At 54.3% G+C, this 23,844-nt stretch carries 25 protein-coding genes; 3 read left to right on the top strand and 22 right to left on the bottom strand.

Going from position 1 to position 23,844, the window contains the following annotated elements:
- Nucleotides 1-27: 27 nt before the first annotated feature.
- The gene (locus WBY09_RS10525; RefSeq protein WP_197147505.1) at nucleotides 28-1,008 is read right to left on the bottom strand and encodes a hypothetical protein; all 981 of its coding nucleotides are present in this window, start codon (nucleotides 1,006-1,008) and stop codon (nucleotides 28-30) included.
- 203 nt (nucleotides 1,009-1,211) lie between these two features.
- Here WBY09_RS10525 and trmFO point away from each other — a divergent pair, with 203 nt between their 5' ends.
- Nucleotides 1,212-2,558 carry a methylenetetrahydrofolate--tRNA-(uracil(54)-C(5))-methyltransferase (FADH(2)-oxidizing) TrmFO gene (gene trmFO, locus WBY09_RS10520; protein ID WP_008891005.1) on the top strand — a complete coding sequence of 449 codons (1,347 nt, stop codon included), beginning with the start codon at nucleotides 1,212-1,214 and terminating at the stop codon, nucleotides 2,556-2,558.
- A 60-nt stretch (nucleotides 2,559-2,618) separates the two neighbouring features.
- Here trmFO and WBY09_RS10515 read toward each other — a convergent pair whose 3' ends face one another.
- From WBY09_RS10515 to WBY09_RS10505, 3 genes are all read right to left on the bottom strand, one after another.
- Nucleotides 2,619-3,200: a hypothetical protein gene (locus tag WBY09_RS10515; protein ID WP_252724121.1), complete on the bottom strand. Its 582-nt coding sequence runs from the start codon at nucleotides 3,198-3,200 to the stop codon at nucleotides 2,619-2,621.
- A 146-nt stretch (nucleotides 3,201-3,346) separates the two neighbouring features.
- Entirely contained in the window at nucleotides 3,347-4,192 is an 846-nt protein-coding gene (locus WBY09_RS10510; RefSeq protein WP_197147507.1) for a phytoene/squalene synthase family protein, read from the bottom strand.
- Between the two features lie 5 nt (nucleotides 4,193-4,197).
- Complete coding sequence (locus tag WBY09_RS10505; protein ID WP_197147508.1) at nucleotides 4,198-5,370, bottom strand: mechanosensitive ion channel family protein; 1,173 nt, start codon at nucleotides 5,368-5,370, stop codon at nucleotides 4,198-4,200.
- 108 nt (nucleotides 5,371-5,478) lie between these two features.
- On the opposite strand from WBY09_RS10505, the gene WBY09_RS10500 reads away from it, so the two are divergent.
- On the top strand, nucleotides 5,479-6,828 hold the full coding sequence (locus WBY09_RS10500; RefSeq protein ID WP_197147509.1) for an NAD(P)-binding protein: 1,350 nt from the start codon (nucleotides 5,479-5,481) through the stop codon (nucleotides 6,826-6,828).
- A 3-nt stretch (nucleotides 6,829-6,831) separates the two neighbouring features.
- Here the strand turns inward: WBY09_RS10500 and WBY09_RS10495 are convergent, their stop codons facing one another.
- From WBY09_RS10495 to yajC, 5 genes are all read right to left on the bottom strand, one after another.
- Nucleotides 6,832-7,212, bottom strand: coding sequence for an Mth938-like domain-containing protein (locus tag WBY09_RS10495; protein ID WP_197147510.1), 381 nt, complete (start codon nucleotides 7,210-7,212; stop codon nucleotides 6,832-6,834).
- A 53-nt stretch (nucleotides 7,213-7,265) separates the two neighbouring features.
- Entirely contained in the window at nucleotides 7,266-8,177 is a 912-nt protein-coding gene (locus WBY09_RS10490; RefSeq protein WP_336232693.1) for a DMT family transporter, read from the bottom strand.
- Nucleotides 8,178-8,329: 152 nt separating this feature from the next.
- Nucleotides 8,330-9,259, bottom strand: coding sequence for a protein translocase subunit SecF (secF, locus tag WBY09_RS10485; RefSeq protein WP_064781335.1), 930 nt, complete (start codon nucleotides 9,257-9,259; stop codon nucleotides 8,330-8,332).
- Between the two features lie 19 nt (nucleotides 9,260-9,278).
- Complete coding sequence (secD, locus tag WBY09_RS10480) at nucleotides 9,279-10,844, bottom strand: protein translocase subunit SecD (protein ID WP_064781509.1); 1,566 nt, start codon at nucleotides 10,842-10,844, stop codon at nucleotides 9,279-9,281.
- A 142-nt stretch (nucleotides 10,845-10,986) separates the two neighbouring features.
- Nucleotides 10,987-11,364, bottom strand: coding sequence for a preprotein translocase subunit YajC (gene yajC / locus WBY09_RS10475; RefSeq protein ID WP_008890996.1), 378 nt, complete (start codon nucleotides 11,362-11,364; stop codon nucleotides 10,987-10,989).
- A 235-nt stretch (nucleotides 11,365-11,599) separates the two neighbouring features.
- Here yajC and WBY09_RS10470 point away from each other — a divergent pair, with 235 nt between their 5' ends.
- A complete protein-coding gene (locus WBY09_RS10470; protein ID WP_336232692.1) occupies nucleotides 11,600-12,463 on the top strand; it encodes an ATP-binding protein in 864 nt (287 codons plus the stop codon).
- 60 nt (nucleotides 12,464-12,523) lie between these two features.
- Here the strand turns inward: WBY09_RS10470 and WBY09_RS10465 are convergent, their stop codons facing one another.
- The 13 genes from WBY09_RS10465 to WBY09_RS10405 form a co-directional block, all read right to left on the bottom strand.
- Entirely contained in the window at nucleotides 12,524-13,579 is a 1,056-nt protein-coding gene (locus tag WBY09_RS10465; protein WP_336232691.1) for a peptidoglycan DD-metalloendopeptidase family protein, read from the bottom strand.
- An 81-nt stretch (nucleotides 13,580-13,660) separates the two neighbouring features.
- Complete coding sequence (locus WBY09_RS10460; RefSeq protein ID WP_008890993.1) at nucleotides 13,661-14,314, bottom strand: protein-L-isoaspartate(D-aspartate) O-methyltransferase; 654 nt, start codon at nucleotides 14,312-14,314, stop codon at nucleotides 13,661-13,663.
- A complete protein-coding gene (surE, locus tag WBY09_RS10455) occupies nucleotides 14,311-15,078 on the bottom strand; it encodes a 5'/3'-nucleotidase SurE (protein WP_336232690.1) in 768 nt (255 codons plus the stop codon). Before surE ends, WBY09_RS10460 begins: the two co-directional genes overlap by 4 nt.
- A 12-nt stretch (nucleotides 15,079-15,090) precedes the next feature.
- Nucleotides 15,091-16,365: a serine--tRNA ligase gene (gene serS / locus WBY09_RS10450; RefSeq protein ID WP_120224752.1), complete on the bottom strand. Its 1,275-nt coding sequence runs from the start codon at nucleotides 16,363-16,365 to the stop codon at nucleotides 15,091-15,093.
- A 100-nt stretch (nucleotides 16,366-16,465) separates the two neighbouring features.
- Nucleotides 16,466-17,467 carry a twin-arginine translocase subunit TatC gene (tatC, locus tag WBY09_RS10445; protein ID WP_336233061.1) on the bottom strand — a complete coding sequence of 334 codons (1,002 nt, stop codon included), beginning with the start codon at nucleotides 17,465-17,467 and terminating at the stop codon, nucleotides 16,466-16,468.
- A 2-nt stretch (nucleotides 17,468-17,469) separates the two neighbouring features.
- The gene (gene tatB, locus WBY09_RS10440) at nucleotides 17,470-17,868 is read right to left on the bottom strand and encodes a Sec-independent protein translocase protein TatB (RefSeq protein ID WP_287446441.1); all 399 of its coding nucleotides are present in this window, start codon (nucleotides 17,866-17,868) and stop codon (nucleotides 17,470-17,472) included.
- A gap of 35 nt (nucleotides 17,869-17,903) precedes the next feature.
- Nucleotides 17,904-18,140, bottom strand: a complete 237-nt coding sequence (gene tatA, locus WBY09_RS10435) for a twin-arginine translocase TatA/TatE family subunit (protein ID WP_044829067.1) — start codon at nucleotides 18,138-18,140, stop codon at nucleotides 17,904-17,906.
- Between the two features lie 174 nt (nucleotides 18,141-18,314).
- The gene (locus WBY09_RS10430) at nucleotides 18,315-19,358 is read right to left on the bottom strand and encodes an ABC transporter ATP-binding protein (protein WP_336232688.1); all 1,044 of its coding nucleotides are present in this window, start codon (nucleotides 19,356-19,358) and stop codon (nucleotides 18,315-18,317) included.
- A 105-nt stretch (nucleotides 19,359-19,463) separates the two neighbouring features.
- Nucleotides 19,464-20,300: an SMC-Scp complex subunit ScpB gene (scpB, locus tag WBY09_RS10425; RefSeq protein WP_336232687.1), complete on the bottom strand. Its 837-nt coding sequence runs from the start codon at nucleotides 20,298-20,300 to the stop codon at nucleotides 19,464-19,466.
- A gap of 18 nt (nucleotides 20,301-20,318) precedes the next feature.
- On the bottom strand, nucleotides 20,319-21,188 hold the full coding sequence (locus WBY09_RS10420) for a segregation and condensation protein A (protein ID WP_336232686.1): 870 nt from the start codon (nucleotides 21,186-21,188) through the stop codon (nucleotides 20,319-20,321).
- Nucleotides 21,189-21,221: 33 nt separating this feature from the next.
- Complete coding sequence (locus tag WBY09_RS10415) at nucleotides 21,222-21,905, bottom strand: site-2 protease family protein (protein ID WP_008890984.1); 684 nt, start codon at nucleotides 21,903-21,905, stop codon at nucleotides 21,222-21,224.
- Nucleotides 21,902-22,972, bottom strand: coding sequence for a beta-N-acetylhexosaminidase (gene nagZ / locus WBY09_RS10410; RefSeq protein WP_336232685.1), 1,071 nt, complete (start codon nucleotides 22,970-22,972; stop codon nucleotides 21,902-21,904). The genes WBY09_RS10415 and nagZ overlap by 4 nt, the downstream gene beginning before the upstream one ends.
- Nucleotides 22,959-23,843, bottom strand: coding sequence for an SPOR domain-containing protein (locus WBY09_RS10405; RefSeq protein WP_336232684.1), 885 nt, complete (start codon nucleotides 23,841-23,843; stop codon nucleotides 22,959-22,961). Before WBY09_RS10405 ends, nagZ begins: the two co-directional genes overlap by 14 nt.
- Between the last annotated feature and the right edge of the window lies 1 nt (nucleotide 23,844).

Raw genomic sequence — 23,844 nt, 5'->3', positions numbered from 1 at the left:
GCATGAAGCTGCCCTTTTTGTTTTGGCTTAGCCCGAATTCGTGACCCTGTCTTCAACCCGCTTGACCAGCGCAGTACTCAGCCGTTCGCTAAATCCGGACAGGAAGGCGAAGACAAGCACGATAGAAATCTGCTGACCTGCGGCGGCTGATTGGCTGATTTGGTCGAGATCATCAATCTTGTGCAGCTCATCAAGGGGGATTGGCAACATTCCGGCCCTAAGCGCTAAAAGGACAATGATCGCAAAGCAGAACCCCATGCACGGCCGGAACAAGAAATTAAAGAATACGGAGGCCGGTTCCATTTCCCCCCAAGGCACATCCTTGCCAAGGCGCATCATCATGCTGGTCAGGGCACCGATGGCACCGAAACTGCCGACCACGAACAACAGGTCGTAGCTGAAACCAAACAATTTGCCATTGCCGGTGCTGATAAGGTTGTCGACCTGCACAAAAAACAGGACCGCGAAGACAAGGACAATCGGCGAAAGTGCCAAGGCAAGGGCGGCGATACGCAGACTTTTGTTAAAGGCCACCTCAACCGGATTTGCCGGTGGCACCAACCTGGGCCGATCAAGCTGTTCGTGTTTGAGATCGTTTAGATATCCCTGCACGAAACCGTCTCGGCCCTGGTTTAATGCCAGAAGCATGATGATGGCATCTGATTGCTTTCGATCCTGAGCGGCCTTGGTACCGGCATCCTCATCTTCGCGCCACCAACGCAGGAAAGACCGGATCACCATCGAGGATCGCCATCCCTGACGGGTGGCAACCACATATTCGATCATGCCTTCGATGTCGGCGGGACCAAATACGCCCTCGCCCGCGCCGCCGAATGGAAATCCAAGACGTCTTTCCTTGTGATCGCTGTGCGTGTCACCATCGCTGCTCTCGGGCTCTTTGGTGCCTTCGACAAACTCTGCATCCATGACGTGCCGTCGACGCGGCACAAGGCCGATCACCGGACAATGGGTAGGTTCGTATCCATAGGGATGATGCGGGTAGCTCATGGAATGCCATCTTCACGTTATCGGGACAGAACGGCTCTGTCCTGTAAGACGGTTGGGATGTGGTGGTGTGAAAATTTCGGTTATGCAAGGCAATGTGAACAGGTTTGCTCTGCTTGCGGCGCAATTGACTTGAAATCTTCCCCCATGCACCGCTATGTGTGTGCCACACGATCACAATCCACTCTGGCAAGGAGTTCGCACACGTGAATACGGTCAAGCCTGTTCATATTATTGGCGCCGGTCTGGCGGGCAGCGAAGCCGCCTGGCAATTGGCAGAAGCCGGTGTGCCCGTCATCCTGCATGAAATGCGTCCGACGCGCCCGACCGATGCACACCACACCGACAAATGTGCTGAGCTGGTCTGTTCGAATTCATTCCGGTCCGATGACAAGGAATACAATGCTGTCGGCCTGATCCATGATGAAATGCGCCGTGCCGGTTCGATCATCATGCGGTGCGCTGATCAGCATAAGGTACCTGCCGGTGGCGCTTTGGCCGTTGATCGCGAAGGTTTTTCCGAGGCCGTCACAAACGCGCTTGAAAACCATCCTTTGATCACGATGGAGCGCGGCGAAATTGATGGTCTGCCACCAGAAGAATGGGAACATACCATCATTGCGACCGGACCGCTGACATCCGGTGCGCTTGCCGATGCCATTCGCAAGGCAACTGGCGAGGAAAGCCTTGCCTTCTTTGATGCCATCGCACCGATTGTCTATAAGGACAGCATTGATTTCGACAAGGCATGGTTCCAGTCGCGTTACGACAAGGGCGATGGCAAGGACTACATCAATTGCCCGATGTATGAAGATGAGTATAACCGCTTCATCGACGCCCTGATCGAAGGCGAAAAAACCGAATTCAAGGACTGGGAAAAAGACACCCCGTATTTCGACGGATGCCTTCCGATCGAAGTCATGGCCGAACGTGGGCGCGAAACGCTGCGCCATGGCCCGATGAAACCGGTTGGCCTGACCAACCCGCATAATCCGAAAGAAAAGCCACGCGCAATCGTTCAGCTGCGTCAGGACAATGCGCTTGGCACGCTTTACAATATGGTCGGTTTCCAGACCAAACTGAAATACGGCGCGCAGGTTGAAGTCTTCCGCACCATTCCGGGGCTGGAAAATGCCGAATTCGCCCGTCTTGGCGGCATTCACCGCAACACCTTCCTGAACTCGCCACGACTTTTGGATGGGAATCTGCGCCTTAAATCACGTCCTGATCTGCGCTTTGCCGGTCAGATTACAGGCTGTGAAGGATATGTAGAAAGTGCAGCCGTCGGTCTGATGGTTGGACGGTTTACAGCTGCCGAAAAAGCAGGAAAAACCATCCCGACGCCGCCGCTTGCAACCGCCATGGGCGCCCTATTGAACCATATCACCGGCGGTGCCGATGAAAGCACCTTCCAGCCGATGAATGTGAATTTCGGCCTCTTCCCGGATCTTGATCTCAAGAAACGGGTCAAGGGCCGTGATCGCAAGAAGCTTTATAGCGATCGTGCCATTCCGCTGTTTGATGAGTGGCTCAGTACCGTGAACGCAGCCTGAAAAATCAAAAGCCGCATCGAAAGTGATGCGGCTTTTTTCTTTGACCTGACAGGCGCGCGGTCAATAGCGATCAGGTTGTCGCGTCAGCTTGCCCGTAACATCGCGAATTTGTTCCCCGTCACGGAACCGGCGAAAGATCAGATCAAGATTGCCGTCGTCGTCGAGCGTGCGCTTGTAGACCTGCATTTCGTACCCGCCTTCATCATTGATATAAAGCGCGTGAATAGTCAGGGTCTTATCAACAATCCGTGCCCAGAAAAATGGTTCGCCTTTGAGCGGGTCATTGGGAATACGTTTCCCGAACAGCCCCGAACGCATGGCGCTGCCATAGATGTCAGCACGCTCGGTTGCGTAAAACTCGACATCCAGTGAGACGGTTTTTTCACGTCCGTCTGGCTTGTGTATGACCGTTGACCAATCGACGATAAAGCCGCGTTCGGTCTCCTTGATGACAACATCAAGATCACGGGCTTGAAGCTCGTTTTCGGCATGCTCGATGGTCGTGCCATGATAGGACCCCACGAACGGCTCAATGCTTGCGGCACGGGCCTGTGAAACAGTCACGACCGACAGGCACAGCAGCCCGACAAACATCAGGCCGCCAAACCACCGTTTCCGGGTCTTTTTGATCAAATGTGCCATCTTGGTCCTCATGTCGGGCATGCCCGCATCTTGCGCCAGATATCAAAGGGTTACCAACGCTACCACGTACAGTTCAGTGCTGTCCTGACCTTTATTCTCACCATAAGAGATATTTATACAATGGTCATGTGACAAGCGATATCGGATCAATATCTCTTGAGCATCCCGTTAAGGGTCAACCGCAGACTGGCCGGTCGTGCCAAACCGAATTCGGCCGAAAACGGATCATACCCGGACTTGGCAAGCTTGCGCAGATACCCGTCGGCTAGAACCACCGGCAATGCGGCGGCGTGGGCCTGTTTTGGCAACGCTCGGCGATGTTTGCGGGCTTCGGCAATGCGGGCACGCGCCAATTCGGCCAGTTCGCGAATGAACTCACGAATTTCCTGTTTTTTACGGAACTCGAAGACGTCGCCTTGCGCGACCTCGTGATGTTCCATCCTGTCCTTGGGGAGATAAAGGCGTTTTGATCGGCCATGGAACACGATGGCCCGCATAATGCCGACCAAGCCATACGCATTGCCTGCAAGCCGTGCCGCATGGTCTGCATCGTCGCCACCTGCCCCAAGCAGCCTTGACGCCAGAACACTGATCTGCCCGGACGTTTGATCAATATAGCGATCAAGTTCCTGCTGGGTGGCAGGTTGGCGGTCTTCAAGATCAAACTCGCGCGCGGCAACAATCGCCTCAAGGTCGGCGATATCGAGGTGCCCGTCCTTCACCAAATCAGCCAGTGGCTCAACAACTTCGTGCTTGCGCACCTGCCCCGCGCCCAGTTCGGTCAGGGTGTCACGCCACCATTGCAAGCGGATATGGCCCAGCATGACTTCACTGACCATCTCGCGCGTTTTGGAGACTTCCTGATTAAAAGCGTACAGGGTGAACAGAGATTCACGCTTTTCCGGTGCCGCAAACAGCGCGCACAGGAAACGGTCCCGGTCATGGCGCCTGACATAGTCGGCACAGTGGGAAAGCTTTGGCGTATCGGGCATTTATCCTATCCGATCTTACGTTCTGAACGTTGATCGTCTTTTTGGCTGTTGATGATTTCCGGCATGCTTTCGACATATAGCGATTGCGACGGGAATGCGAAAGCAGCGTCCTCTTCCTCGACAATACGTTTGAAAGCGATGATGTGACGGTTGCGGATATCTCGCCACGTCACCCAGTCAGTGGTTTTGGTGAAGTAATAAAGATCAATATTGATCGAACTGGCACCAAAATCTGACAAATGTACCATTTGGGCGACATCGGTCTGGGCGACATCGTCATCGTTCTTCAAAAAATCGCGCAGCTTGTCGACGATCGCTTCCATTTGTTTGGCGGTCGTTCGGTATTCCAGACCAATCACCATCTTGATCCGACGATGTGTCATGCGCGACCAGTTGATCACAGGCGAATCAACGATCTGGGCATTTGGCATCGTAACCAGCGCCTTGGCAAAGGTACGTACCTTGGTCGCCCGCAGGCCCACAACCTCGACCGTTCCTTCGAAGTGCGGTGTTTCGATCCAGTCGCCGCGCTTATACAGGTTGTCGGCGAAAATGGTCAGGCCACCAAAGATATTGGCAACAGAATCCTTTGCCGCCAACGCAACTGCCATCCCGGCAAGACCAAGACCACCCAGGAACGCTGAAACATCAATGCCCCAGTTTTCCAGAATGATAACGCCGCCAATAACGACGATCAGGGTCTTTACCCCACGGATGAAGAATTGCCTGAGATCATCGCCAAGCCCGGCACCAAATCGGCCGACCAGCCGATTTAACGATACCCCCAACGGCTCCACAGCGCGAAACAGCGCCCAGAAGACACAGAAACCAGCCGCGATTGAAATAGCCTCAACAGCAAAGGCATCAATTTCTTCGGGGAGTGTCAGGACCTCGGTTGCGAAATAAACCCCAAGCAGCATGAACAAAGCCTGCAAAGGCAGTGCAAAGGCATCAAGCACATTGCCCATCATGCTTTCTGAACGCTGCTGTGCAATCCGACGCAAGATAGCAAGTGCACCACGCACCAGAACCCGCTTGAAGATAAAGAAAACAAGCAGCACCAAGGCAGCACCGACAAGCCTTCCGATCTCCCCTCCACCAAGCATATCGACCCACGAATTCATGTGGCCGATCACCTCTTCGTTCAGGTTGTCCAGTTCGGTTGTGATTTCATCCATGGCTTGTAAGCTGTTCTGATGTTAAGGTTATTAGGACTTCTGACTTGGTACGACTATGTAGCACATCGTTCTCTGGCCTCTGTATAACAACTAAATTGGCTCAGGCATATGGCATCATTTGCGTCCGGAAGCTTACACATTATCGGCGGCGGTCTGGCCGGTTCGGCACTTGCCACCTGCATGGCCGAGGACGGCTTTGACGTAACGCTATATGACGAAGCCGAGCCATTTGAAAGCCGCTGGACGCGCGGCATGCACACTGCACCTGAAAGCCACAAAACAGCAGAGCCAGAGATATTTTATGATCCGTCGGGGCTGGTCGCCGATTTCTTTGCTGGCTACTCGGAAATTCCCACGAAACTGATCAGACCGGCCCATTGTGTGATGGGATTGAAACGCGGGCGTCGCAAACCCGCCATTGTATCGCTTGATCAGGGTATATCGCGGGCACTGATTTCTAGACGGATAAGCATTGCGGCGCGTGCCTATACCGCACTGACACTTTGGCAACAACGATCTACCAGTGAAGAAAACCGGCTCGACAGCACGTTCTCATCGGGTGCATTTGACTCTGACGACAAAGCCCATCAGCCCGGCACCTATCATCGTGATGCGCTTACTGTTCTGGCCGAAGTTCTGTTTTCCATGCCTGCCCATCGATGTTCAAAGTCCCTGTTGGCACGGGTTCTGGTGCCAAGGTTACGCGGGATGCTGGCGCGCCATCATGAACCGGTGTTTGCGGCGATTGATCCGATTATCCTCAACGATATTGCCCTGCCTGCCCTGCGTGAACGGTTCCTGGCTGCTGGCGGGACCATCAAAAGTCGAACAAAACTTGGCGATATTGACAGTACATCCGACTACGCGACCGATTTGCTGTTCGAAGATGACAGTCAGATTGTTCTGAACCCTGATGATGCCGTTGTTCTGGCCCTGCACCCCAAACCATTATGCGATGCGGTGCCCGATATCGGGATATCACCCGCACCTGCACATCGGCGCTGCATGACGTTTGAAATGCGCAAACCATTTGCGGAGCCACAAGCCCTGCTGGTCAGTGATGATATCGTGCGTGCGATCTACTGCAATCGTCGTCATCTTCAGGTAAGCCTGAACAGCAGCTTGCAGCTGCAAGATACCCAGAACGCCGATCAATTTGCACAGCTTGTCTGGCAACGTTGTGTTTGGCTCTGCGACCAGTACCTTAATCTTGATTTGCAAACGCGATCGGATAATGCGGACAATGCACTGTATCCCAACCACTTGTTCATCAACGCCGAAGCTCCGTTTCCTGAAATGACGCCGGGAATGGCTGCCAGCCGACAGCAACTGCGAGCACCATGGAAAAACGTATTTCTGTGTGGGGATGTCTTCCCGATTGATCAGGCCCCAGGACCGGCGGCACTTTTTTCAAGCGTGCTTGATATCCGCCATGAACTGCAGAAGTTCTTTGCGTAAGCGTCAGACAGCAATCATCGCCGCTGCAACGCGGCGTGCTTCAGACACCAGAACATTGTAGGTCCGGCAAGCAGCACCGGTATCCATTGGCTCGATGACAATACCGTGCGGCTTGAGCGCCTGGCGCCACTCAAGCGGGACAGGTGTTAGACGTGTCCCCATGCCAAGCAACAGGATCTCAATTTCATCGGCCTTTTCGATCACCCGGGAAAAAGATTCCGGCGTGATGTCGTCTTTTGTCGTGACGTTCCATGAATAGACGGCTTCAGGAAACAGCAGGATCGATCCCGTAACCGTTTCTTCGCCAAATCGAAAAATGCCGTCGCCATAGCTGGTGACCATTTTACTGCCTTCGGCGACCAAGGTACTTACTTCAAGAGACATGTTCGCCCCATTTGCGGTTGCTCGATTAATTTGAATTGGACTTAGTCTGGATTTCACGGAGTGTCGAGGTGCTCTTCGGTAATTTTTCTGCGCCAAAGAATGAACAACCCGGATAAAACGACGACACCGCAACCGATCATCATCAGCATGTCCGGTTCCTCGCCAAACAGGATCATGCCCAATGCAATACCAAACAACAAGCGGGTGTACCTAAATGGCGTAACTGCGGAAACATCGCCACTGCGCATCGCTTTCATTAAGGCGGCGTAGGCAAACGCCCCCATCAGGATTGCGCCAACGAAATACAAAAAGCTTTGCGTATTCATCCACGTAAAAGCTTTTCCATCCCACAATGAAAACACGATGCCAGCCAGGATAATGGCCACAAAGCCATAGAAACCCAGGATGGAGGTGCTTAGTGATACCGGCGCGGCGCGGCTGGCAAGATCACGCCCGGCAAAGCCAATCGTACCGATGACGGCAAGCAGGGATAACGCAGAAAAGCTGTCAGCTGTCGGACGCAAAATAATCAAAACGCCAATCAATCCGACGATGATTGCCGTCCATCTTCTCCAACCCACCTTTTCGCCAAACAGGACGGCGGCTCCAAGAACGACAATAATTGGCGTTGCCTGAAGAATTGCAGTCGTCGATGAAAGCGGCGTTAAAGCCAGTGCGAGGACATAAAACAACCGGCCAATAACTTCAAAAATGATCCGTATGCCCATCGCACGCGACAGTACATCAGGATTAAGCAAGCGCTGTTTGTTGATCCGCGCGACAACTGCAAACAGGATCGCCCCACCGACCCCAAATACAATCAGGACCTGACCAACGGCATGGGCTTCTGAGACAGCCTTAACAAACGCATCTTCAAAGGAAAACGCCACCATCGCAGCCATCATCCAGATGCTGCCGATCAGATTTGCGCGATGTTCGGGGTTAGACGCGATATGGGGTTTCATCGGTTGCAGCCAGTTTTTAATGGACTTTTTATCGGCTATCTACGGACGGAAACCAAAGACCGCAAACGATCAAATCCCGCAAAGAAATGGCCGGGTCTGTTTTCTCACAAACCCGGCCATAGTGTAAATGTCTATAAATCCAACCCGGCTGATCAGGCGCCAGCTTCCTGACCTTCTTCCGCCTCGGGAATTTTACGTTTGAGGCGAAGGACGATCAGCAAAGGTGACGCGACACAGATCGAGGAATAGGTCCCGATCACGATGCCAAAGATCAACGCCATGGTGAAACCGCGGATCGCTTCGCCACCGAACACGAACAAGGCAATGAGTGCCAGCAACGTCGTAAACGACGTCATGGTCGTGCGCGAAAGCGTCGAGTTGATCGACAGGTCCAGCAAATCCGGGATTTCCATCTTGCGGAACTTGCGCAGATATTCGCGGATACGGTCAAACACAACAACCGTATCGTTGATCGAATAACCGGCCACCGTCAGAACCGCTGCCAAGGTCGCCAGATCGAACTGAACTCCGGTAATCACAAAGAAACCGATAGTGATCAGGACGTCGTGCAGCAAGGCTACAACCGACGCGACAGCGAACTGCCATTCGAACCGAACCCAGATATAGACCATGATCAGGAACAACGAGATCACGACCGAATAGAATCCGGCTTCCTTAAGCTCGCCACCGACCTTCGGACCGACAAGTTCGCTTCGGCGAATGGTGACGTCATCGCCAAGTGCGTTGGTGACAGCCGCAAGGGCCGCCATCTGGGCTTCTTCATCCCCATCCTGGCGCTGCAACTGGATCAGGACATCATCCGGCTCGCCGAATTCCTGAATCGAAACATCGCCAAGGCCGAGGCTGCCAAGATTGTCACGCAGTGCATTGATATCGGCCGGGCCATTGGTCTTGATTTCGACCAGAATGCCGCCCCGGAAATCGATCCCGAAGTTAAGGCCCTTGGTGAAGAACATACCGACCGAGGCCAGCACCATCAGCAAAGACGCGATATAGAATATCTTCCGGAATTTAAGGAACGGGATATTCACGTCATCCGGGATAAGATGTAAAGGTTTCATATCTTCCCTGTTCCCTTCCTTAAATGACCAACTCGGTCGGACGGCTGCGTTTTACCCATGCTGCAATCAGCAGTCGGGTCAGCCAGATCGCCGAGAACATTGAGGTGATAATGCCGATGGCCAGTGTCACGGCAAAGCCTTTGATCGGACCAGATCCGAAGCTAAACAGCACAAGGGCTGCTATCAGCGTCGTGATGTTGGCATCAAGAATGGTCGACATGGCGCTGCGATAACCGGCATCAATCGCATTGATGATTGTACGGCCGTTGCGGCGTTCCTCGCGGATACGTTCAAAAATCAGCACGTTGGCATCAACCGCCATACCGACGGTCAGAACGATACCCGCAATCCCCGGCAGGGTCAGGGTCGCCTGAAGAACAGACATCACCGCCAGAACAAGGATCAGGTTCATCATTAGCGCGATGTCGGCATAGACACCAAACCGGCCATAACTGATCACCATGAAGGCAATCACAAAGACCAGACCAAGCACGGCAGCAAATTCGCCAGCCTCGACCGAATCCTGACCAAGGCCCGGACCAACCGAGCGTTCTTCAAGGATCTGCATCGGTGCAGGCAACGCACCGGCACGCAGAAGCAGGGAAAGGTCGTTGGCTTCCTGAACGCTGAACTGGCCGGTAATGATACCATTACCGCCAAGGATCGGTTCGTTAATGCGCGGTGCGGAAATCACTTCACCATCAAGAACGATGGCAAGACCGCGACCGGCATTTTTGCTGGTGATATCGCCAAATCGCGCGCCGCCTGCCGCGTCAAAGCGGAAGGAAACAACCGGACGACCGTCACTGAAGGTCGGCTGAGAGTCGACAAGGTTGTCACCTGAGACAACGATACGACGATCAATCAGATATTCGCGGATACCATCGCCTTCATCTGCCGACGGCAGAATCATGGTTCCCGGCGGAAGGCCGGTCGCACGCGCATCGGCGGCCGTTTTTTCGTTATTCACAAGATGGAAGTTCATCTTTGCCGTACGGCCCAGGATATCACGCAGGCGCGACGGATCATCAAGACCCGGAACCTGAACAACGATGCGGTTTTCGCCCTGGCGCTGGATGGATGGTTCGGTGGTGCCCAGTTCGTCAACACGACGACGGACAACTTCCAGCGACTGTGCAATCGCACGGTCAATCAGTTCGCGATAAGCGACTTCGTTATAGGTCACAACGATGTTGTTCCCCTCGCCGCTCAGCTCGGTATTGGGTTCCGCGGTGCGCGCGATTTCACGCGCCTTTTCAACGTCATCGGCCCGCAGAATAGTAATCTCGGCACCGTTGGCCGTGGCTTCACGCGGACGGTTACGGATTTGTTCCTGACGCAGTTCAGTGCGGATCGCATCGGCAAGCGCGTCATAACGTTCGCGCAGGACACTGTCGGTGTCGACTTCAAGCAGCATGTGCGAGCCGCCACGAAGATCGAGGCCGAGATTGATCTGCTTGCCCGGCAGGTAACTGGATTCTGTCGCCAGAGTACCCGACGGCAGGAAGTTTGGCGCAGCGTAGATTACGCCCAAAGCACACACCAGAAGGACCAGTGCTGCTTTCCATTTGGTAAAATAAAGCATGTGTTTGTGACCGGATCTGTCAGGGTCAACCTTGGTCTGGTTCCATGGTTCTTGGAACAACGGGTATTTGGTACCGCTTCAGGCCACCGGCAAAATGCAAGAAGGCGGAGCCAACTGCCCCGCCTCACTTGATACGAAGAGATTAGTCTTTCTTGGTCTCTTCTGCTTTTTCTTCTTTTTCGTCTTTGGCATCGCCTTTGGCCGGTTCGGTTTTTGAAAGAACCGTTGAAACCATGCCACGTGCGACTTTAACTTTCACACCTTCGGCGATCTCGACCGACAGTTCATCGTCGCCAACAACCTTGGCAACGGTACCAATCAGGCCACCGGCGGTGACGATCTTGTCGCCACGACGGATCGCCTCAAGCATTGCCTTATGTTCTTTCTGCTTTTTCTGCTGAGGACGAATAAGCAGGAAATAGAAAACAACAAAAATCAGGATCAGCGGCGCAAACTGCATCAGTGCACCAGCACCGTCTGCACCACCAGCGGCCTGAGCGTAAGCCGTCGAAATAAACATTAGGAACTCCTAATTCCTCAGAACAAAAAATATCAACTGCCGGAATATAACGGGGTGTTACGCCAAAGCAAGGGAGAACCGGTTTCAAAGCGGTAAAATCGGCACTTGTGTGCTTTTGTTCACCTTGTGTTGCACGAAGGCCCTTAGAACAAACACTTCCATTGGCATCCTAATGTGCTAGCTTTCCGGCCAACAAAAAACGTCACCGGAAAAAAGAAACACCCAAGAGGCCCCGATGAGTAGCGATTTCGATAAACTTTTGCCCACACTCGAACGAATTGCCACAGCGCTCGAACGCATGGCACCGCCTGCGCGCGCCAAAAATGATCTGAGCGCTGCCGATGCCTTTGTCTGGCAGGCACGAACAAGCTACTTGCAACCGGTTCGGAACGTGAACCGGGTCGATATCGGGCTTCTTCAGGGTATCGGGCAGCAAAAGGAAATCCTGTATAACAACACCAAGCGCTTTGCTGATGGCCTGCCGGCTAACAACGCATTGCTTTGGGGCGCGCGTGGTACCGGTAAAAGCTCCATCGTCAAGGCGATGCATGCCAAGATCAATGCTGAAAGCCCGTCATCACTGGCACTGGTCGAAATTCATCGTGAAGATATTCCGACCCTGCCCGATCTTTTGCACATCCTGCAAGAAGGCGGTCGCCGCACGATTTTGTTCTGCGATGATTTGTCTTTTGACATGCATGATGAAAGCTACAAGTCGCTGAAGGCGGTTCTTGACGGCGGCATTGAAGGCCGTCCAAAGAATGTGATTTTCTATGCGACGTCTAATCGCCGCCACCTGATGGCGCGTGACATGATTGAAAATGAACGCTCCACAGCGATCAACCCGTCCGAGGCGGTTGAGGAAAAAGTCTCCCTATCGGACAGGTTCGGTCTTTGGCTTGGCTTCCACAATATCTCGCAAGACGTCTATTTCGAGATCATCGAAGGCTATGCCAAGGAATTCGGGATCGATATCCCGACCGAAGAGCTGCATGCACGTGCCAAGGAATGGACCGTTACACGCGGCAGCCGTTCGGGCCGTGTTGCCTGGCAGTTTATTCAGGAAGTCGCTGGCGAACTTGGCAAATCGATCGATTAGCCAACACTGAGACAGCGGAAAAACGGAAAATACCCGGGCCGATTGTCCGGGTGTTTTTTGTTAGCGCGACACCATAACGCTTGGCAGGAACTTGATCGGGTCGGACGACTTGCGACCCTGGCGGACTTCGAAGTGAAGCTGCGGGAAGGTCACGGCCCCGGTTGTGCCGACCGTCGAGATTTTCTGGCCGCGCGTCACAACATCACCACGGGCGACCAGCGGGCTTTCAGTGTGTGCATAGGCGGTCACAAAGTTATCTGCATGCTTGATCAGGATCAGGTTGCCAAAACCGCGTAACTCGTTGCCGACATAGGTCACAACACCGTTGTCGGCGGCAAGTATGGGCATACCGCGATTGGCCTGAATATTGATACCGTCATTAAACAACCCACCCGTACCAGCACCGTATTTCAGAACAACCTTGCCCTGAACCGGCCAGATGAACCCTTTACGTGCAGATGGATCGGCCAAGGTGACATTCTGACGCACAGAGCTGCCCTGCCCGGCAATCGGTGTCGATTTGCTGTCCGTCTGCCAGCTGCGGGCGGAGGCCATCTGACGTTCGGCAGCGGCGGCATAGTCCTGTGGTTTCAGTCCTGGCGTCGGAATGCTTCCGCCGTTGCGTGGTGATACGCGTGCGACGGTCGTCGTCGGCCGCGCGGTCTGTGCTGGCGCTCTGGTTGCTTTCGCCGGAACGCTTACGACCTGACGCTTGCCGCCAATCGTGACAGTCTTGGTCGGTGTGCCCGATCTGGACGCAACCGCTGTATCTGGTGGCAGGCTGTCGTAATTGGGTGTCCACGGTGGCAGGACAAGGCGCTGCCCCGGATAGATCACATACGGTTCGCGAAGGTCATTGCGGCGGGTGAACTGCATAAAGTCCATGTGATAGCGCACGGCAAGCTGCGAAACTGTGTCGCCCGGCTCGACCGTGATGACCCGTTCCCCGTTCTTGAGCTTTGGCATGCTATAGGGGCTGTAGCTCGCCCCATCGCCATAAACCACCGGCACCGGCACGGAATTGAGCAAACAGCCACCAAGCGCCGCACTTGCTGCACAGACAAGCAACAGGCGTTTTCCGAGATAAACAGCGCTTTTGACACAATTTTCCATCATGTTTCTGATTGTCTCCGATCAGCGGTTAACAATCAGTAAGCATCAGACTGCTCAGGATGGATTTAAATGGCCTGACAGGTGTCAGAATTCCTCGGTGCCCGGAAGCATGGGAACGAACCGGACAGGCATCAGTTCGGTAACATCGACACCACTGGGCGTACGCAAGACACGCAGCAAAAGCTGTGTGTGGGATACTTCCCCCACAGGCACGACCATGATGCCACCAACTGCAAGCTGATCGACAAGCACCGGCGGAACGTCCTGTGCCGCAGCCGTGACAATAATGCGATCAAACGGTGCCTGTGCTTTCCACCCAAGTCCACCATCGGCATGCAATGTCGAAATGGTGTGCAGGCCCAACTCGCGAAACTTGTCCTCAGCCTCGCGCAGGAGCGGTTTGTGACGTTCCAAGGTATAAACACGCCGGGCGAGCTTGGCCAGGATCGCTGCCTGATAACCAGAACCGGTGCCGACTTCCAGCACCTTCATGCGATCATTAAGCTCAAGCGCCTGTGTCATCAGGGCCACGATATAGGGCTGTGAAATCGTTTGGCCCTTGCTGATCGGCAACGCGACGTTTTCCCAGGCCCGACTGACGAACGGATCGGCGACAAAAATCTCGCGCGGGATGTCAGCCAGTGCAGACAGCACGGCTTCATCGTGAATGCCATCATCACGAAGGATCTGCAACAGGTTGGCTATGGCGGTTTCGCGCGTAATCACCGGCTCGTTCACGGAAAGGCCTTCGTCAGTTTTTCAAACGTATCGTAATGGGTGAAATCAAGGCTGATCGGGGTGACAGAAATATTGCCCTGCTCGATCACGCGCAAATCAGACTTTTTGTCTTCTGGCAGTTCAGACTGAATAGCCCCGATCCAGTAATATGGCTCGCCGCGCGGATCAAGGCGTTCGGCGATGTGATCACCGATCTTGCGCTGCCCTTGCCTTGATATCTTTATCTCTGCGCCGCCATTGGCTTCGTGATCCGGGAAATTGACATTGATCAGAACGCCTTTGGGCCAAGTTGTCGTGACCAATGTTGCCAGAACATCCTTGAGGTATTTCTCGGCAATCGTCCAGTCGATCATGTCGCCAGAGAAATACTGTGAAAACGCGACCGCAGGCACATTAAGCAATGTTGCCTCCATGGCGGCGGCAACCGTCCCGGAATAGGTCACGTCTTCGCCAAGGTTTCCACCCCGGTTGATCCCCGAAAGCACGATATCTGGCGGGGTGTCGCGCATGACTTGCTGCAAGCCAAGCAGAATGCAATCGGTTGGCGTACCATCCACAGCAAAGTGCCGTTCATCACGTTTATGAATACGCAATGGACGGCGCAGGGTCAGGGAATGCCCTGCCCCGCTTTGTTCCATCGACGGTGCAATCACCCACACATCATCGGAAAACTCGCGTGCGAGCTGTTCCAATATCTTGATCCCGGGCGCGTCAATGCCATCATCATTACTGATCAGGATGCGTGCTTTGGTGAGATCCATCATGTCGGTATCGTCCTAGCCCGCCGAGATCACCTCTAACCCGCCCATATAGGGTTTGAGCGCATCAGGAACACGGATCGAGCCATCCGCCTGCTGATAGTTTTCCATCACGGCAATCAGGCAACGACCAACGGCAAGGCCAGACCCGTTCAGGGTATGAACAAACTGAGTCTTTTTGTCACCGGCAGCACGGTAACGTGCGTTCATGCGACGCGCCTGGAAATCACGCGTGTTCGAGCATGACGAGATTTCGCGGTACTTGCCCTGCCCCGGCAACCAGACTTCGATGTCATAGGTTTTTGCCGCCGAGAACCCGATATCGCCGGTGCACAGAATAACCGTGCGATACGGCAGGCCAAGACGTTCAAGGACTGTTTCGGCACAGCGCGTCTTGCGGGTCAGTTCCTCGTCAGATTTCTCTGCTTCGACCACCGAAACCATTTCCACCTTGGAAAACTGGTGCTGGCGGATCATGCCGCGTGTATCACGCCCTGCCGAACCCGCTTCGGAGCGGAAACACTGGGTAAGTGCCGTATAGCGCAGCGGCAGTTTTGCCTGATCAATGATATCACCGGCAACCTGGTTGGTCAGGGTTACTTCTGACGTCGGGATCAGCCAGTAGTCATTGGTGGTTTTAAACGAATCCTCGGCGAATTTCGGCAACTGGCCGGTACCAAACATGGCGTCATCTCGGACCAGCATCGGCGTGATGGTTTCCTGGTAACCATGTTCGCCTGTGTGCAAATCTAACATGAACTGTGCAAGCGCACGTTCGAGCTTGGCCAGACCGCCACGCAGAATGACGAACCGCGAACCAGACAGTTTGGCTGCGGTTTCGAAATCCATCATGCCAAGTTTCTCACCGATCTCGAAATGTTCGAGCGGCTGAAAATCAAACTCACCCGGGGTCCCCCAACGATTGACTTCGACATTGTCGTTTTCGTCTTCGCCAACCGGGACTTCGGGATCAAGAATATTCGGGAAAGACGACAGCAAAAGATCAAGCTGGTCGTTCAGGGATGCCTGACCGTCTTCGGCTTCCTTGATCTTGTCCTTGAGCGTGCCCATTTCGGCCATCAGGTCGTCGGCATTCTCGCCATTCTTGCGCAATTTGCCGATTTCACCTGAGATCGTCTTGCGGCGGGCCAGCATTTCCTGATGTTCAGTCATCAGTTTGCGGCGTTCAACGTCGATATCGATCAGACGCTGTGCGGTAACGTCCTGTTTGCGCGCAGTCATTGCTGCGTCAAAAGCCTCGGGATTGTCCCGAATCCATTTAATGTCGTGCATCGAAGAGCACCCTGTCAGTCTATCTGTTTGTGGCTTTATACGATGGGGTGGACACAAGGTCCACCCCGTCAAATCGGACGTTTCAGGCGGGGGATTTCAATCAACGGGCGTTGTTGAAATCATCCTCGCCGTCATCATTGTTCGACGGTCCGGACAGCTTGGGCGCATCCCCGTCATCGTCAGAGGAGCGGGTCAAGGAAGTCTGACCGTCATCATAGGATGCAGCCGCCTCACCTTGTGCGTCGACACCGTCTTGCGCCGTTGCGACCGCGGTTCCGGTTGCGGCCTCTGCCTCGCCGTCGTCATCATCTGAGTCCGCCTCATCATCCTCATCCGCGTCATCGTCCGCTGCGGCTTTCGCACGCTTGCGCTCGGAAATGCGCGCCATGATGATCGAGATTTCATAAAGAATGATAATCGGAATGCCCAACCCGATCTGAGAAATCAGATCCGGCGGGGTCAGAACGGCGGCAAACCCAAATGCAATGACGATTGCGTATTTCCGGCGACGTGCAAGGCCATCCGCGGTGACGATGCCAGCACGCGCCATCAACGTCAGCAGCACCGGCAGCTGGAAGCAAAGCCCGAACGCAAAGATCAGCTTCATCACCAATGACAGGTATTCGCCCACCTTGGCTTCAAGCTGGATCGCAAGGTTTGACGCGCCCCCCGCCTGTTCGAAACTGAGGAAGAACTTCCAGGCCAGCGGCATGATCAGGTAATAGACCAGCGCACCGCCCATCAGGAACAGGATCGGGGTCGCAAAGATGAACGGCATGAATGCCGAACGTTCGTTCTTATAAAGACCAGGCGCGACAAACGCCCAAAACTGTCCGAGGAATACTGGTGCAGAGACAAAACAGGCCGCGAAGAACGAAACCTTTACGTAAGTGAAGAACACTTCGGTCAGGGCGGTATAAATCATGCGCCTGTCGGGCCCCATGATTTCTGCAAGCGGCTGGACGAGGAACCCGTAGATATCCTCGACAAAGTAGTAGCAGACACCAAAGGTAATAAACAAAGCAAGAACCGCCCAAGTCAGGCGGTTTCTCAGCTCGATCAGATGCTCCATGATCGGCATCTGTTTGTCATGCGATTGCATGTTCACGCCTGGCTCTCCGGCTGATCTTTTTTCTTGCTGTCATCTGCGGGCGTACCCGTTGTCGTTGCCGGTTTTGCAGCAGGAGTATCCGCCTTTTCGGCCGGTTTCTCTGCTTTCGGCTTGGACTCGGTCTTTTTGCCGTCGCTTTTTGGGCTTGAGATTTTGTTTTCCAGAAAATCGGTCGGATTGCTATGCGAACTGTTGACCTGCTTGCGCAGATCATCAAGTTCCGCTTCACGGATGATGTCATCAATTCCGCTCTGGAATTCACGCGCCATACCGCGCACTTTTTTCCAGTAGCCCGCCAATTTGTACAGCAGATGCGGTAACTCTTTGGGGCCGACGACAAACAGTGCGACGACGGCCACAAGAGCCATTTCGGTCCAGCCGATATCAAACATATGACACGCCTATCTGAAGGAAATCCGACAGACGATCAGGATTTCACAGAATCCTTTTCATTGTCCTTGCTCTCGGATGAAACCGAAGCAGAGGTCGTGTTTTCGATGGTCTTGGCCGAAGCGCCTGCATCTTCTTCTTTTTCGTTGATGCCCGCTTTGAAGCTCTTGATACCTTTGCCCATGTCACCCATCACTTTCGGAAGCTTGCCTGCGCCGAAGATGATCAGGACAATCGCAAGAATCAGAACGATTTGCCAAACGCCAATACCCATAACTTAAATCTCCAAAGATCCATTCTGCCTGCCGGCGACTTGCCCGGATAATGGCAGAAAGCCCCCCACTGTGCAATGCGACGGTTGGTTAATAACCATGCAGTGCAAAATACCTGTTTAGTGTGCGTCTTTCCGTCTGTCGAAACAGGCCAAAACCCGGTCCGCGACGACGCATCAGGTCATAGGAAACACGAAGGCCATGTCGGGATCAAGCGTAATAGCGACAGATGGCTGATTAATCGGTGAAAAGCGTCGTGGGACACGCGCGTGAATGTGGGCACCGGCCTCAAGTGTCAGGTGAACCAGATTGACTTCACCAAGGACACGCACCGCATCGACATGTGCCAGAACGTCATGCCCGTTCAGCGCTTCGCCGATATGCAGGCCTTCAGGCCTGATCAGGACTTCTACTTCAGTGCCGTTTTCGATGCTTTGGCTATCGACATCACCAAACGGTGTTGCAACCTTGCCATCCACAACTGTCCCCGGGAAACGGTTAACCTCGCCAAAGAATGAGGCCACAAAACGGTTTTCCGGCCGGAAATACAGTGTTTCCGGCGATCCGTCCTGCATGATCTGCCCTTCATTCATGATGATGATCCGGTCGGCCATATACATGGCTTCCTGAGGATCGTGGGTGACCATCACAGTGGCGATCCCGGCATCCTTAAGAACATGCAAGGTGGTATCGCGCAAATCCGCACGCCGAGCGACATCAAGACCGGAAAACGGTTCATCAAGCAGCATGATCCGCGGCTTCGGCGCAAGCGCGCGCGCCAAGGCAATACGCTGCTGCTGACCGCCAGAAAGCTCGTGCGGATAGGCGTTGAGATATTCGGACATGCCGACCTGTTCGAGTGCAGCCTTGATTGCACTCATGCGATCCGCTTCGCTGAAATGACGCAGGCCAAAGCCGATATTCTTCGCCACATTCAAATGCGGGAACAGCGCATAGTCCTGAAAGACCATGCCAACACCGCGCTTCTCGGGCTCTACATAGCCACCCGGCTGGGCAACGATCTGATCATCGACCGAAATCGCACCAACCTGAAGCTTTTCAAGGCCTGCCGCCAAGCGAAGTGCTGTGGTCTTGCCACACCCCGACGGGCCGAGCAGACACACCAACTCGCCGGGGGCGACATCAAAGCTGATATCGCGCAAAACGCGGTTCTCGCCGAAAAGGTGAGAAACATGCGACATCTTCAGGCCGTCGGTCATCGAAAACTCTTCTTACAACAGGGATCGGGCACCCGCAGGTGCAAATGATTTGCGAAATCTTTCGTGGAACTTAAGGTCAGCGCCCGTGTGATGCAAGAAGATGGATCAATTGGTTTCGTGATCGTGATCGCTCTTTGGGGCGTCTTCATCGTCCGCATGGTCCTCAAGGTCGCTTTCGCCTGCCGTGCCCGGTACCTGTTCATCATCGTCATACAGGTTCGGATTGTCGGAATAGATGGTTTCATCCAGATCGTCGAGATTGCGGGTCGTCAGGGCCTCTTCGACGACAGAATCGGTGACCTCACCATCGTCGATCAGATCCGGCAAGGCTTCATCATCCGAACTTGCACCATAACGGCCCATACCCGGTCGACTATCAAGCAGCCCTGCAGCTTTCAGATCCGCCAACCCCGGCAGATCATCACGGCTTTCAAGACCAAAGTGTTCAAGGAAGTTATCTGTTGTCGCCCAAAGAACCGGGCGACCCGGCACCCGTTTGCGCCCACGCGGACGGATCCATTTGGATTCAAGCAGGATATCAAGTGTGCCCTTTGATAGTGCAACACCGCGGATTTCCTCGATCTCGGATCTTGTGACCGGCTCGTGATAGGCAATGATCGCAAGGGTTTCCAATGTCGCACGCGTCAGTTTCTTGGCCTTTTCGACCTCGATATGAAGGTCCCCGGCCAAGTCCATCGCGGTGCGAAATGCCCACTTGTCGCCAATCTGTTTAAGGTTCACGCCACGCGGCTCATAAGTCTCGGCAAGCGCGTGCATGATGGCGCTGACATCAGTGCCCTCGGGCAAGCGTGCAGCGATCACCCGCTCACTGACCGGTTCGGCAGAAGCGAACAAAACGGCCTCAACAATACGAATATGTTGAAAGTCAATCTCCGGACCGGATTCGACGCCTTCGATTTCAAGCTGCGTTTCTTCGCTCATTGCGTGCCCCTGCCCAACTTATTTCTTAAACGTGTCTGCGTCGTAGTCATAATTGCGCGGTAGATCCCCTTCCCGCACAGTCTGTGGTGATCGCAGCAGAATCGGCCCAAAGGTCTCTTCTTGTGAGATTTCCAGTTCGCCATCGCGGCACATTTCAAGGCTGGCAACAAAATGCGCCGCCAATGCAGAGCGCGCCTTAAGCGGTGTCCCAAGTCCGCGCGGCATGAATTCAAGCAGCCTTGTCCATGTCGGCACCACGCGGCGGCCAAACAAATCGCGCAATCGTTGGATGGCATCATCCATCGCGTAAAGATCAAATGCCTCGATCTCAAGCGTTTTGCTTTCCGATGTCAGCATGATCCGCGCATAAGCCTTCAGCAGGTCATAAAGCGATGCGTCATAGACAGACGCCGTTGTAACGCGCACTTCCTCAGGATCGCCGCGACTAAAGAAATCACGTCCCAAATTTGGTCGTTCCAGAAGTTTCTCACCAGCCGCTTTCATTGCCTCAAGCCGCTTAAGCTGGAAGGCAAGAAGCTCTGCCATTTCCTCGGCGCTGAGTTCTTCCTCGTCATTTTCCTGTTTTGGAAGCAACAGGCGCGATTTAAGGTAGGCGAGCCAGGCTGCCATCACCAGGTAATCAGCCGCCAGTTCAAGGCGCAGACCTTGTGCGGTATTGATGAATTCAAGGTATTGTTCGGCAAGATCGAGAATGGAAATCTTGATGATATCGACCTTTTGGTCGCGTGCCAGTTCAAGCAACACATCAAGCGGCCCCTCGAACCCGTCCAGATCAAGAATCAGGCGTTCGGCAAGGCTCGGTTCTTCATCGACCGGTTTCTTGTCAAACACATCATCTGGAATTTCGAATTCGAACTGGTCTGCCATATATCCCCGACTATCCCCCGCGTCTGTCGGCGTTCAGGCAAAGATATCTGCCAGAAGCCTGACCAGTGCATTGGCCGGTTCAAGCACCAACCACTGGAACACCGGCAGGTCTATACCAAGTTGCGTCGTGACATAAGGCAACAGAAAGACCAATCCGATCAATATGATCATGCCGGTTTTTTCCATACGCGCCAAGACCCGTGCAATCGGCATCGGTGAAATTGCGGTCAGAACCCGCCCACCGTCAAGTGGCGGGATCGGCAACATGTTAAACACCGCCAGAATGCAATTCAGCCAAAGCGACTGATTGAGCATGGTCGCAAGCCAGTCATTTACCGCTGGCGAGAAGCTTGGCAGCCACACCAGAAGCAGGATTGATACGATGGCGAGTGCCACGTTGGTCGCCGGACCTGCAATCGCAACACCAATCACGCCCAAACGCTGTGGATGCAGTCGATGAAACGCCACGGGCACCGGCTTGGCATAGCCAAACAGGAACGGTGCAGCCGTTATCAAAAGCAAACCCGGGATCAGGATTGTGCCGACCGGATCAATATGGCGGATCGGGTTAAGGCTCAGACGCCCCATGCGTTGGGCCGTATCATCACCAAACAGCTTGGCGGCGAAACCATGGGCTGCTTCGTGCAACGTCACAGCAAGCAAAACCGGAATGATCCAGGTTGTCGCCGAAACGATCAGGTCAATGGTGTCATTCACTTCTGATCATCTCCTGCTGACCAAACCGGCGCCAGAAGATCGGCAAGCCGGGCCTGCCAATCGGTAATCTGGGTGCTGCTTGGCGCGTCGTGTTTGAAGGTGGCAATTTGATTGGTAAAGGTCTGCGCACGCTGCAAGGACGTACCGGTCAAAAGCGGTGCCATCGATACCACCTCCTCCATCTCGGTGCGTTTGCCATTGCAATGAAGCGCAATATCACACCCGGCACGCAGACATTCATGCGTCCGACTGGCGATGGAGCCACCGAGCGCCTCCATGGACAGATCATCACTGATCAGCAGGTTATCAAAGCCGATTTCACCGCGAATGATGTCCTGAATGACAGTTGCGGAAACTGTGCCGGGGCGTTGATCATCAATGGCGGTAAACAGCAGGTGGGCCGACATTGCCGCCAGCACGTCCTTCATCTGCGCAAAGGGCGCAAAATCAAACTCGGACAGCGTCTCGTGCGATACGGTGACAATCGGCAGGTCCTTGTGACTGTCTACCGTCGCGCGGCCATGTCCCGGGATATGCTTGATGATCGGTGCAATGCCACCATCCAGAAGACCTGCGGCCACGGCACTGACCAGCATCACGACCTTGCCAACCTCTGCCCCGTATGACCGGTCACCGATCACGTCACTCATACCGGGTAGACGAAGATCAAGAACAGGGGCGCAGGTTGTGTTAAACCCGGCTTCACGCAGGTCCATCGCCATCAGCCGCGCACTGGTATAGGCCGCCTCGCGTGCATCATCCGGGTTTCGATCAAAGAGATCACCAAACACACCGGCCGGCGCAATCTTGCGCCAATGTGGCGGTTTTAACCGCATCACGCGGCCGCCTTCCTGATCGACAAGAATCGGCACGTTGGTATTGCCAACGGTTTCGCGCAGTGCGTTGGTCAGGGCACGGACCTGATTACGGTTTTCGATGTTGCGGGCAAACAGGATAAACCCGAACGGATCGGCTTCACGCAAGAAGCCCTTTTCCCAATTGCTGAGTTCCGTTCCCGAAACACCAAGAATGCAGGCACGTGGCTTTTTGACTTCAAGGCCGGACAATGAGGCACCCCACATTGCGTTCTTTCAAATCCGCACAAAGCTTTTCGGCAGCGCCGGCATCGCCAAGGGGACCAGCTTGCAACCGATAGAAGACACCTTTGCCTTCGATCTCAATACGTTGCACAAACATCTCAAGATTGCCAAGCAAGTCTTTGTTTTTCGAAGACAACCGTTTCCATTCAGCAGTTGCCCCGCTTTCTTCGCGGACCGAGGCCAGTTGCACACGGAACGCGCCCGACGCAGGAGCCGCGGCCGTTGTCTGCGGTGCTGGCACCGGTTCGGTTGCTGCTTGCTCCTTGGCCGGGGATTCGACCGTGCGGTTTTCAGCAGCGGCAACCGCTTTCTCGGCGTCCGTCAATTCAGGAGCTGCAATTTCCGGTGCTTTAACAGCAGGCTCTGCATTGCTTTCAGCTTCGGTCGCTTGCGGTGCATCCACTGTTTCGGTTGCGCCCGCATCTGCCGGTGCCTCGGCCGTTGGATTTGGCTGGGCTGCCTTGGGCGTTGCCGAGACTTCCGGTGCACGAGGCATATCGGGAAGTTCCTGCAACACGACATTTGCATCCGGATCAACGTCGCTTAGCTGGTCGTAGACTGTCGTTTCACGGTGGGGAACTTCCATTCCCCCCGGATCTTCCGGGCGAATTTTGATCGGTGATGGATCAGGAAGCAGGATCGGCAAATTGCCATCGTCCTGAATGGGGTGGCCCTGATTATAAAACCAGTAACCTGCCCCGCCCAGCGCGCCACCAACCACGACAACGCCAAGAAACACGGTAACCAGCCCTTTGATCATGCTCTTGCTGGCGGGCTTTTCTGATCCGTAATGATCTGCGCGCTCTGCATGAAGGTCGGCACCGTGTTCTTCGCTCATC

The sequence above is a fragment of the Thalassospira sp. CH_XMU1458 genome, from assembly GCF_037027205.1.
GTDB lineage: Bacteria > Pseudomonadota > Alphaproteobacteria > Rhodospirillales > Thalassospiraceae > Thalassospira > Thalassospira tepidiphila.
The sequence above is the reverse complement of the archived record's forward strand: the minus strand, read 5'-3'. Positions and strand labels throughout refer to the sequence as shown.

Excerpts from the sequence above, each read along its gene's own strand:
- WBY09_RS10525 (WP_197147505.1), bottom strand. The coding sequence starts at position 1,008 with ATGAGCTACCCGCATCATCCCTATGGATACGAACCTACCCATTGTCCG.
- WBY09_RS10515 (WP_252724121.1), bottom strand. The coding sequence starts at position 3,200 with ATGGCACATTTGATCAAAAAGACCCGGAAACGGTGGTTTGGCGGCCTG.
- WBY09_RS10510 (WP_197147507.1), bottom strand. The coding sequence starts at position 4,192 with ATGCCCGATACGCCAAAGCTTTCCCACTGTGCCGACTATGTCAGGCGC.
- WBY09_RS10505 (WP_197147508.1), bottom strand. The coding sequence starts at position 5,370 with ATGGATGAAATCACAACCGAACTGGACAACCTGAACGAAGAGGTGATC.
- WBY09_RS10500 (WP_197147509.1), top strand. The coding sequence starts at position 5,479 with ATGGCATCATTTGCGTCCGGAAGCTTACACATTATCGGCGGCGGTCTG.
- WBY09_RS10495 (WP_197147510.1), bottom strand. The coding sequence starts at position 7,212 with ATGTCTCTTGAAGTAAGTACCTTGGTCGCCGAAGGCAGTAAAATGGTC.
- WBY09_RS10490 (WP_336232693.1), bottom strand. The coding sequence starts at position 8,177 with ATGAAACCCCATATCGCGTCTAACCCCGAACATCGCGCAAATCTGATC.
- secF (WP_064781335.1), bottom strand. The coding sequence starts at position 9,259 with ATGAAACCTTTACATCTTATCCCGGATGACGTGAATATCCCGTTCCTT.
- secD (WP_064781509.1), bottom strand. The coding sequence starts at position 10,844 with ATGCTTTATTTTACCAAATGGAAAGCAGCACTGGTCCTTCTGGTGTGT.
- yajC (WP_008890996.1), bottom strand. The coding sequence starts at position 11,364 with ATGTTTATTTCGACGGCTTACGCTCAGGCCGCTGGTGGTGCAGACGGT.
- WBY09_RS10470 (WP_336232692.1), top strand. The coding sequence starts at position 11,600 with ATGAGTAGCGATTTCGATAAACTTTTGCCCACACTCGAACGAATTGCC.
- WBY09_RS10465 (WP_336232691.1), bottom strand. The coding sequence starts at position 13,579 with ATGATGGAAAATTGTGTCAAAAGCGCTGTTTATCTCGGAAAACGCCTG.
- surE (WP_336232690.1), bottom strand. The coding sequence starts at position 15,078 with ATGATGGATCTCACCAAAGCACGCATCCTGATCAGTAATGATGATGGC.
- serS (WP_120224752.1), bottom strand. The coding sequence starts at position 16,365 with ATGCACGACATTAAATGGATTCGGGACAATCCCGAGGCTTTTGACGCA.
- tatC (WP_336233061.1), bottom strand. The coding sequence starts at position 17,467 with ATGCAATCGCATGACAAACAGATGCCGATCATGGAGCATCTGATCGAG.
- tatB (WP_287446441.1), bottom strand. The coding sequence starts at position 17,868 with ATGTTTGATATCGGCTGGACCGAAATGGCTCTTGTGGCCGTCGTCGCA.
- tatA (WP_044829067.1), bottom strand. The coding sequence starts at position 18,140 with ATGGGTATTGGCGTTTGGCAAATCGTTCTGATTCTTGCGATTGTCCTG.
- WBY09_RS10430 (WP_336232688.1), bottom strand. The coding sequence starts at position 19,358 with ATGACCGACGGCCTGAAGATGTCGCATGTTTCTCACCTTTTCGGCGAG.
- scpB (WP_336232687.1), bottom strand. The coding sequence starts at position 20,300 with ATGAGCGAAGAAACGCAGCTTGAAATCGAAGGCGTCGAATCCGGTCCG.
- WBY09_RS10420 (WP_336232686.1), bottom strand. The coding sequence starts at position 21,188 with ATGGCAGACCAGTTCGAATTCGAAATTCCAGATGATGTGTTTGACAAG.
- WBY09_RS10405 (WP_336232684.1), bottom strand. The coding sequence starts at position 23,843 with ATGAGCGAAGAACACGGTGCCGACCTTCATGCAGAGCGCGCAGATCAT.